Origin of the sequence: Paraburkholderia sediminicola (assembly GCF_046027825.1) — a bacterium.
Lineage (GTDB): Bacteria > Pseudomonadota > Gammaproteobacteria > Burkholderiales > Burkholderiaceae > Paraburkholderia > Paraburkholderia sediminicola_D.
In genome coordinates, this window is sequence record NZ_JAQQDU010000032.1 from 78243 (window position 1) to 86251 (window position 8009).

General features: G+C 54.8%; 7 protein-coding genes. 5 read left to right on the forward strand and 2 right to left on the reverse strand.

Going from position 1 to position 8009, the window contains the following annotated elements:
* Window positions 1-82 precede the first annotated feature (82 nt).
* The 5 genes from PQQ96_RS19000 to PQQ96_RS19020 all read left to right on the forward strand — a co-directional run bounded on the left by PQQ96_RS19000 (window position 83) and on the right by PQQ96_RS19020 (window position 7028).
* Window positions 83-619: a single-stranded DNA-binding protein gene (locus PQQ96_RS19000; protein WP_074285492.1), complete on the forward strand. Its 537-nt coding sequence runs from the start codon at window positions 83-85 to the stop codon at window positions 617-619.
* A gap of 159 nt (window positions 620-778) precedes the next feature.
* Window positions 779-1990 (forward strand): tyrosine-type recombinase/integrase, encoded by a 1212-nt coding sequence (locus PQQ96_RS19005; protein WP_408294901.1) that lies wholly within the window; start codon window positions 779-781, stop codon window positions 1988-1990.
* A gap of 781 nt (window positions 1991-2771) precedes the next feature.
* Window positions 2772-4496, forward strand: coding sequence for a tyrosine-type recombinase/integrase (locus PQQ96_RS19010; RefSeq protein ID WP_408294904.1), 1725 nt, complete (start codon window positions 2772-2774; stop codon window positions 4494-4496).
* Window positions 4493-6529, forward strand: a complete 2037-nt coding sequence (locus PQQ96_RS19015) for a hypothetical protein (protein WP_408294907.1) — start codon at window positions 4493-4495, stop codon at window positions 6527-6529. The genes PQQ96_RS19010 and PQQ96_RS19015 overlap by 4 nt, the downstream gene beginning before the upstream one ends.
* A complete protein-coding gene (locus tag PQQ96_RS19020) occupies window positions 6513-7028 on the forward strand; it encodes a hypothetical protein (RefSeq protein WP_408294910.1) in 516 nt (171 codons plus the stop codon). Before PQQ96_RS19015 ends, PQQ96_RS19020 begins: the two co-directional genes overlap by 17 nt.
* A 103-nt stretch (window positions 7029-7131) precedes the next feature.
* Here PQQ96_RS19020 and PQQ96_RS19025 read toward each other — a convergent pair whose 3' ends face one another.
* Window positions 7132-7272: a hypothetical protein gene (locus PQQ96_RS19025; RefSeq protein ID WP_408294913.1), complete on the reverse strand. Its 141-nt coding sequence runs from the start codon at window positions 7270-7272 to the stop codon at window positions 7132-7134.
* A gap of 229 nt (window positions 7273-7501) precedes the next feature.
* The gene (locus tag PQQ96_RS19030; RefSeq protein WP_408294916.1) at window positions 7502-7909 is read right to left on the reverse strand and encodes a hypothetical protein; all 408 of its coding nucleotides are present in this window, start codon (window positions 7907-7909) and stop codon (window positions 7502-7504) included.
* Window positions 7910-8009: the final 100 nt, after the last annotated feature.

Sequence of the window (8009 nt, forward strand, 5' to 3'; positions counted from 1 at the left end):
AGTTCCGGTCTCGGGCCCACTGGCTTGAGACGCGAATCGCGCGTTGCCGCGCCGCCCGTAATGGAATCAACAGGAGAAACTCATGGCATCCGTGAACAAGGTCATTCTCGTCGGCAATCTCGGAGCCGATCCGGAAGTTCGTTATCTTCCGAGCGGCGACGCAGTGGCGAACATCCGCCTTGCGACGACGGACCGGTACAAGGACAAAGCGTCCGGCGAAATGAAGGAAGCAACCGAATGGCACCGTGTGGCGTTCTTCGGCAAGCTTGCTGAAATCGTGAACCAATATCTGAAGAAGGGTTCGTCGGTGTATCTGGAAGGGCGCATCCGCACCCGTAAGTGGCAGGCTCAGGACGGCACTGACCGTTACTCGACCGAAATCGTCGCCGATCAGATGCAAATGCTGGGTGGTCGTGGCGGCTCGACGGGCGGCGGCGACGACGAAGGCGGTTACAGCCGCGGTGAGCCGTCGGAGCGTAGCGGCGGTGGTGGTGGCCGCGCGGTCGCAGGCGGTGGCGCTTCGCGCGGCGGCAGCGGTGGTGGCGGTGGTGGTTCGAGCCGTCCAAGCGCGCCGGCTGGCGGTGGCTTCGATGAAATGGATGACGATATTCCGTTCTAGGCGGAACCACTCAGAAGGGTGTTAATTTAAGGCTGGAAAACTCTGCGTAATCAACACGTTACGGAGTGGTTTTTCAGCCTTTTCATTTGGGAGAAACGATTTGATAAGCGGAACCACAGAAAATCTGTAAATTGGTGTCAACGAAAAGAAGTGGATGCCATGGCGAAATTGACGGTTCGAACTTTCAAAATGAGTTCTGGTGAGCGCATGGCCGTGCTCGCGGACGGTCCTCAAGGGCTCCCAGTCATACCGGTTGCTCCCTATGCTCTCCTACTGAGGGGGCGCGGTTATGCGCTCGCGTCGATGCGCCAAGCACTGAGCGCGGTTGCGCTCGGGCTTGACGTTTTTGCAGACCTCCGTATCAGCCTTGTGAACCGGGTCGCCCGACGGCGTTTTCTATCAAGCGACGAGCTTATGGTGCTAGCTGACCGCTGCCGTGTATCGGTTCCTGAACTCGGTTCCAGAATGGTCGACCCGCACTATGCCAGTACACGATTTCTAACGTGTATTGACTACATTAAATGGGTCGCTGAACCTGTCATCGCGCGCATCTCTGATGCGAGGCAGCACGATGCCGCCAATGCCGCCTTGGTCCGGTTCGAGAAACGCGCAAGGAGTCTTGCTCCCAAAGCCGATTCACATCCCACGAACGACGATGGGAGTCCAAAGGAGCGGCTCGGGATGACTCCTGAGCAACGTGAGTTGTTTTTACGGGTGATTCAGCCAGGGGACCCGGGCAACCCTTACAGTTCGAAGCTGCAAGTTCGTACCTACGCGATGCTGATGTTGCTTTTTGAACTGGGCCCCCGCGCTGGCGAGCTTCTCGGGTTGAAGTGTGCCGACATAAATTACGGTGCCTACCCGGCCGAAATCACGATTCATCGGCGACACGACGACCCGGATGATAATCGTCAAAACCCGGCGACAACAAAGACGAACGCACGCATTCTTCTACTTAACGATGAACTCCGCGACTTGTTGGACGACTGGATAACCCGCCATCGGTCAGACAGAAAACAATTTAAAGCCGCGCGAAAGCACCCGTACATATTCGTCAACTATGAAGGCGAAGCTCTGACTGACCGGGGGCTGAGAACTATCATATCGACGCTCACGCACCGATATCCTGAACTCTCACCAATCAAGGCGCACATTCTTCGACACGACTGGAACGACCGCTGGAACGAAGCGACCGAAACTTCGAAGAATCACGCTGAAGACGTTCGGGACCAGAAAGCGGCGATGGGATGGGTCGATAAATCGACGATGCCGCTGCGGTACGGGAAGCGCTCCATTCGCAATTCGACGAACCGCAAGATTCTACGCATGCAGTCCATGGGCCGGAGCGCTCGGACCAAAGGTGGGGGATGATTGCAGACAATTGCTGCACCTGAGTTGGCAACTGTGATGATTGGTACGCCGCTTCAGCTGCACAAGGTTGCTCGCAACCCATGGCATTTGCCTCGAACAGGCAGGTCACCGACTTCACGACCAGCCGATTGCTAGGAATTGACATTTCAATCTGCCGCTATTAAATTGTTTGCGGCTTAGCCGAGACCGGGTGGTAGCGGGCCGTTCAAGTGGCATCAGGCAAACAAAACCGTATTACTTGGCTGGGTCTTGTAAACATTACATTTGTCCAACGAGCCGCTCCAATTTGAACCGAGCGGGCTAGTCGACCGGACGAATCATCCATTAATTTTGGAGGGTTCGTTATGCCGACTCGCAGTTGGAGCATTTCTTTTTTTCTCTCTTCACGCTCGGCCCACTGGCCAAGTAATGGCGGTCGGTTAAATTCGTCCGCATTCACCAGCCGAACTATCCGGGTAGGTCCTCCAAAGACGCGCACCTGTACGCGTGTTACGCCGCACGTTGTGTGGTATAGCGCGCGCCCTCGCACCTCGACGCCGGGGCTCTCCGCCGGGATTTTACGGTTCGGGCTCACCGTTGTGACGTTCTTTTCGCGCGTGGCTACCGGCCTCAGCATTACTGGTTCATCGGCCGCGCTCGGCACTATTGATAGTGCTCCGCCCTCAGTTGGCACGGGGGGGAAGCGGTTGATGTGTAACAACGTTTCACCGATATTCCAAACCCTCCATTTTGGTGCTTTGCCACCGGACATCCACTCCAGCCTTGCTTGGGGGGGCTAGTCATGGTCAAAAAAGCCACAAACTCCTCGTCCGCAGCTCAGGACCCACTTGAGCCTTCAACTGCCGAGCGCAGCGACCCGCAAACCATACTGTCGCGGGAAGGGAAGCGTATCGACACCACCGCCGAGATTTGGCAGATAGAAGGACATGTGCGTATCAATTGGGCACGCATGCCGCTACAAGAGGGGCCAGTCCGGCTTGCTGTTCGGAAACACCTAGAAACCTCGATTCGGACGCTAAGCCCCTACTACGTTTACGCGCAATTTGAGAATCTTCACAGGTTGTTTGCTTGCGCTAAGAAGGCAGGGTTCGACGTTGACTCTACTGACACATATAACGAAGCCTTCTTCGTAGCAATCCGTAAGGCGCTGCTCCGTAGGGCGCATCGTAGGGCGCATCGCCAGGCGCCTCGTCAGGCGGTCAAGTGGCAGAGGGTTGTCACCACCAAAAAAACCTTTGTCGCGGCTTGGCTTGGAAAATCCGTCAGGAAGGCTTACTCGAAGGGTACCGTTGCCAACACGATGGATGCGTATCGGCGATGGTTTGTGTTTTGCGCGGACCAGGAATACGAAGGATTCGACGAGGAGTTGGCAACAGTTCTCGAGAATAAGGTCATAGGTGGCAATCCGAAAGGCCACGCAGTTCTCAGTGGAGACCCAAACTCGGGCCCACTTCGGTACGTCGAAATAGCCGCATTACAGGGGCGCTTGCTGTCCGGGATGCAGTCGCCCCTTGATTCACTCGATGCGTTTCTCGTTATGTGGTTAAGCATGTCTTTCGGAATATACCCGAAGGCGATGCAGTATCTAAACGAGGAGGACCTAATACGGACGGACTTGCCTGATGGCGGCGTTCGATACGAGCTGCGTATTCCCAGGCTAAAAAAGCGCGGCGTGAACCTGCGCAAACAGTTTCACGTGCGACCCGTGGACCCTCGCGTTGGAGCGTTGTTCGAACACAAGAAACGCGAAAACCAGGCTATCTGGGGATACGCGTTTTTCGGGCGTGATAGTCGGGACATGGAGCGGCCTATGTTCCCCTCTTGGAGTCCCGATTCAACACTTACCGGGACGCCGTTTGAAGCTCAAGCGATGCGCCGTCCGAAATCTTTTTTTGGCGAGCAACTCAACGCATTTGTCAAAGCCTCGGGTATTCGGGCAGGAGACGGTTCCCCGCTACGCATCACTGCTCGTCGTCTTCGCTACACATTCGCAACTCGGCTCGTCAGGGAGGGCGCAAGTCCGACTGAATTAGCGCAGGCACTGGACCACTCTGACCTGCAACATGTCATGGTCTATTTCAATAGTCGCTCAGACGCGGTTATCAGTCTCGACGCAGCCTATGCGCTCCGCCTTGCCCCCTACGCGCAACTTTTCTTGGGATTGGTCATTAGGGATGAAACGGAAGCAACGCGGGGCAACGACCCCGCGAGTCGAGTTCATTTCGCCGACCAACGAAAACTGCGCACGGTCGGTTCATGTGGTTCATTCAGTTTTTGCGGCTTGAATGCCCATCGAGCGTGCTACACCTGCTTCAAATTCCAACCCTGGTTCGAGGGCCCGCATGAGAGGGTATTAGATTTACTTTTTAGGGAGCGGCAGGACTTGCTCGAGCGTGGTGTGGACTTAAAGGTTGTTGAGGCGAACGACCTCACTATCCTTGCGGTTGCGGAGGTGGTGCGGCGCTGCCAGGAGATGTCCAAGAATTCGCCAGAGGTTCAACGATGACCTTCAAGACAAAAGTTCAGTCAGCAGTCGAAGCGAGAGTGCATGCATTTATTGATAAGGCTCGCGGCAAAAACCCATTTACGGATGCTGTCTGGGATGAAATCGTATGGGCGGTGGACAACAAGGCGCGGGCCTCGGATGGGAGGAAGACTGAACGAATCTGGTTTAACGCCGCTTTCGTGAAAAAGAGCACTCTCAAGAATGCGAAGGAATTTCCGAGGCCGTTTGCGGACTTGGTGAAAGCATATGCGTGCCATATTGAGAATAGGCAAGACGACGGGGTCTCGACGATTTATCACAACGTGCAAGTCCGAGCCTTCCGTTACCTGCACGCGGCTTTTCGAGACAGTCGCGAAAATCCGTGGGAACTACGGCCGACGAATTTCGACATGGCTATAAGAATGTGCCAGGAACGAGAGGAGCGGAGTTCAGCGTATCGAATTGGCGTTGCCTTGGCGGCCATCGCCCAAACCATGGATAGCGAACGCCTCTGTGAGGTAAGGTTGAATTGGTTGAATCCGATTTCACGGGATGCCGTCGATGGGGGGGCCAAGCAGTGGCGAGTGGGCAAGGAGTTTGAAGACAGACGCAACGCCAAGCTTCCCACTTCAGATGTCGTAGCGATAGTTGGAGCTATTTCAAGCAGGACGGACTTGAGCAGTCCTGACTTAGTGAGGCAACGTTCGCTTGACCTTTGCGTTTGCGGAGGGTTCCGGCCATCCGAACTGTTGACGCTGGCTGCGAATTGCTGGATAGAAGAAATTCAAGTCGATGAGTCCGGACAACCGATGCTCGGCCCTCTTGGAAAGCCGGCGGTCCGCTACGGCATCAGATACATTCCAGCGAAGGGCGCGCATGTAAAAACCCAAATTAAATGGCTTGCGACCGTTATGGTTGACGTTGCAAGAAGGGCTGTGGTCGACATAAAGGAGCGCTCTGAGCCGTTCCGAAACACCGCCGCATTTATGGCAAGTAGTGTCGGTCGAACTTTGCTTCCGGAACGCTGGCATTCTCTGCCGGGCGATGAGTTGATGAGTCTCCTGGACGTATATGACGCGGTAGGCCTACGCGCGGCCGAGCCTCTTAAAAGCGCGAGGGGATTTGTACGGGAAGCCAAGTTGACCATTGTCGATTTGGTGCGAGACGGCAAGGAAGTTCCCGCTATAGCTAAATGGGAACTTGAGCGGTATCTCGTAGAAAGGTCTGGCCTAGAGACCGTTTTCCCCGAAGAGCAAGGGCACCACAAGCTGAAAGATAGTCTGTTTGTATTTCCCATTAATTATTTTCATTCGACAAGGTCAAGCCTGAATGGCACGGCGACGCTGATGACATACGGCCAACTCACGGATTACATGGTCGGAAGGACAGGGGTCCAGTCGATTTTTGAGCGGTCCGACCATCGCGACGACAATGGAGACCCGCTCAAGGTGACTGCGTACAAATTTCGCCATTGGCTTGACACGATGGCCGAAGACGCGGGCATGTCTCAGCTTGAGATTGCAAGATGGTTCGGGAGGGGGGACATCGGGCACAATTCTGCGTATAACCACGTGACGGGATTGCAACTAGCGGCAAGCATTCATAAAAAGCGAGCGCTGGGGAAAGTACAGGGGCCTGTTACCGAAGCAGCACTAAATATTAAAGACCCAATACGGCAGCAGGAATTTATCGTGTCATCTAGCGTTACAGCACATCGGACCGATATTGGGATATGCGAGCACAACTGGGCAGCGCTGCCCTGTCCAAAACATCGGGAGTGCACGGTGTGCGACGAGCACCTTTTGGAAAAAGGAAATCCTGACCACATCGAGCGAACACGTGTCATCAAGGATGATGCCGATTTATGGATAGCACTCGCTGAGGAAGAGGTGGCGACCGGTACTTCTGGCGCGGACAATTGGCTGGCGCACCAAAAGTTGGTACGTAACCGCGCGAGCGCGGCTCTTGCGGTTCACGCTGATGTCTCAATAGCCGACGGGACCCTTGTGCAACTACCTTCATACGCGGGGACGCAAGATGACGAAGATGAATAAGCGCAAAGTGCATCGAAACGAGCGGCGGAGGCTCACGTCCGATGAAATCAAACTGATTGCTACTTTAATAAAGGGACAAGCCGCAGGTGGGGCTCTTACGTGGATTGATGTCGTCGGACTAGGCGAAACAAACATTGGCTACAAATGGACGCGGCAAACCTTGCAAGCCCAGGCGAAAATTAAAGATGCGTATGATAAGCACGGGCGCGATTATAAGGAATACCGGGCAACGGGAAAACGACCGCGCACCAGGGCGCCCGAATCCGTGGTGTCGGAGCAGAAACTTGACAAGGCGCACGTTGATATAGCAGAACTTCGCGAAACCATCCGCAAATACGACGAGCTGCTATTCACATACCTGCATAACGCGCTTCGCCACGGCATATCGGCGGAACAGCTTGGTGCTCCGCTGTTGAAACCGTTTCGTGCACAGAGCGACCGTAACGTGAAACCCGCGACCCGACGGAATTCGAAAAAAGGCGGCGCGACGGGCTCATGACTAAAGTTGAGATATCCTTGGCTATATTTAAGAAGGTAGCGATAAGTCGCGCCCCGGAACCGAATACAACACCATCTTTTTAGCCCTCTCGCTTTCGTCAATGCTAAATCCGTTCGGCGTATGGCGTCGTACTCAGGTGCTCCAAAGAGACCAGGTTATCCGCGACGGCGGGCCTGGGTGCGAAGCGCTGAATCTCGTGAAAGATGTCGACGCGCTTGTTCTTGCCGGGGAAATTCTCGCTCATTCCCAGTTATTGGCCTGTATGTCCAATGCGTGTACCGGTTCTGTTCCGTATTACTGACCGCGAGCCAAAGCGCCACTGTTGCGGTGGGCGCTAATAAAGACGACGTCGAACAAGCCGATGCAATAGGGCTCCTGCAACGGAAATGGGCACGGTAGACGTAATGTTGGAAAGCCCGAGGAGACGAAGTCCTGCACCGCGATGGACCCCGTACGGGCCTCACACGCGGACCTCAGAGCTTCAACTGGTCATCCACAGCAGCGAGGTAGTAGTCAAGGGCCTCTATGCGGTCAAAGTCCTCTCGCTGACGCGTCAGTAACCCGCCATTGCAAAGGCTCGACGAGTCCTCGCACCCGAACGTTTCCGATTGTTTAGATGTAGAACGTGATAGCCAAGGCCGGCATTCAAAAGTCGTATTGTTGACTTTGCAGACGGGTCGCGTCGTGGGACATTTCCCTGTTTGAACATTGATGAACGCCACACCCTTTAGGGCCTCAGGATTCATTGCCGTGTGCAAAGCGACGGCTAGATAGCGACGTGTTGGATTGAGACTGCGATGGTTCATCAACTCTTCCGATACTTGATGCATGTCGGCAGCGTCATTTGAACTCGATGCGACTCCCTCTTGTCGATTTGCCACGTGTGTCTCCTTCCTAGATGAAATTTCGCTTGACCCACAGCATACGATTCCTTGTCCATCGCCTAGCGCTTTTCAGCTTAGACCAAACCTCTCGTGGATG

Coding starts and splice junctions, on each gene's coding strand:
- PQQ96_RS19020 (WP_408294910.1), top strand. CDS start 6,513: ATGACGAAGATGAATAAGCGCAAAGTGCATCGAAACGAGCGGCGGAGG.
- PQQ96_RS19005 (WP_408294901.1), top strand. CDS start 779: ATGGCGAAATTGACGGTTCGAACTTTCAAAATGAGTTCTGGTGAGCGC.
- PQQ96_RS19000 (WP_074285492.1), top strand. CDS start 83: ATGGCATCCGTGAACAAGGTCATTCTCGTCGGCAATCTCGGAGCCGAT.
- PQQ96_RS19010 (WP_408294904.1), top strand. CDS start 2,772: ATGGTCAAAAAAGCCACAAACTCCTCGTCCGCAGCTCAGGACCCACTT.
- PQQ96_RS19015 (WP_408294907.1), top strand. CDS start 4,493: ATGACCTTCAAGACAAAAGTTCAGTCAGCAGTCGAAGCGAGAGTGCAT.
- PQQ96_RS19025 (WP_408294913.1), bottom strand. CDS start 7,272: ATGAGCGAGAATTTCCCCGGCAAGAACAAGCGCGTCGACATCTTTCAC.